At 48.3% G+C, this 588-nt stretch carries 2 rRNA genes; both read right to left on the bottom strand.

What is annotated here, in order from left to right:
• Window positions 1-83, bottom strand: a 23S ribosomal RNA gene (locus tag NCCP133_RS21840); the annotation flags it as partial.
• A gap of 427 nt (window positions 84-510) precedes the next feature.
• Window positions 511-588 (bottom strand): 16S ribosomal RNA (locus NCCP133_RS21835); the annotation flags it as partial.

Here is a 588-nt window from a genome sequence, read left to right as displayed (position 1 = left end):
CCCCGAAGCATATCGGTGTTAGTACCGTCCTTCATCGGCTCCTAGTGCCAAGGCATTCACCGTGCGCCCTTTCTAACTTAACCTGCTTCGGCCGCTGATCGGCTGCGGATTTCTGCGTCAGCTCTCTCGCTCCGCTCCTCACGTACGATTGTACGCTCCGGTGCTCACTCGGTCGCTTCCTTGAACTCCTTGCCGCTCATCGTCCTCATGGTTTGTACTCTTACTTCGTTTTAAAACAAAAAATAAGAGAATTACTAAGATGGCGATTACTCGGTTATTGCTTCTTCATAATCATTATCTAGTTTTCAAAGAACAAAGTTCTGAGAGATTAGTTCCCTCAAAACTAAACAAAAACAGAAAGCGTCACGTTTCATGTAATGTCTAGCTTCGGCTCCTAACTTCTCGGCCGTTTCGATCCGCTCCTCCAAACCCAAAAACAGGGTTTGAAGATCGGCTCTCCAACGTCTCTCGAAGCTGAACAGTCGCCTCCGCCTTTCATAATATCCTTAGAAAGGAGGTGATCCAGCCGCACCTTCCGATACGGCTACCTTGTTACGACTTCACCCCAATCATCTGTCCCACCTTAGG

This window comes from Cytobacillus sp. NCCP-133 (genome assembly GCF_026011715.1).
Classification (GTDB): domain Bacteria; phylum Bacillota; class Bacilli; order Bacillales; family Cytobacillaceae; genus Cytobacillus.
This window is presented reverse-complemented; position numbering and strand designations above follow the sequence as displayed.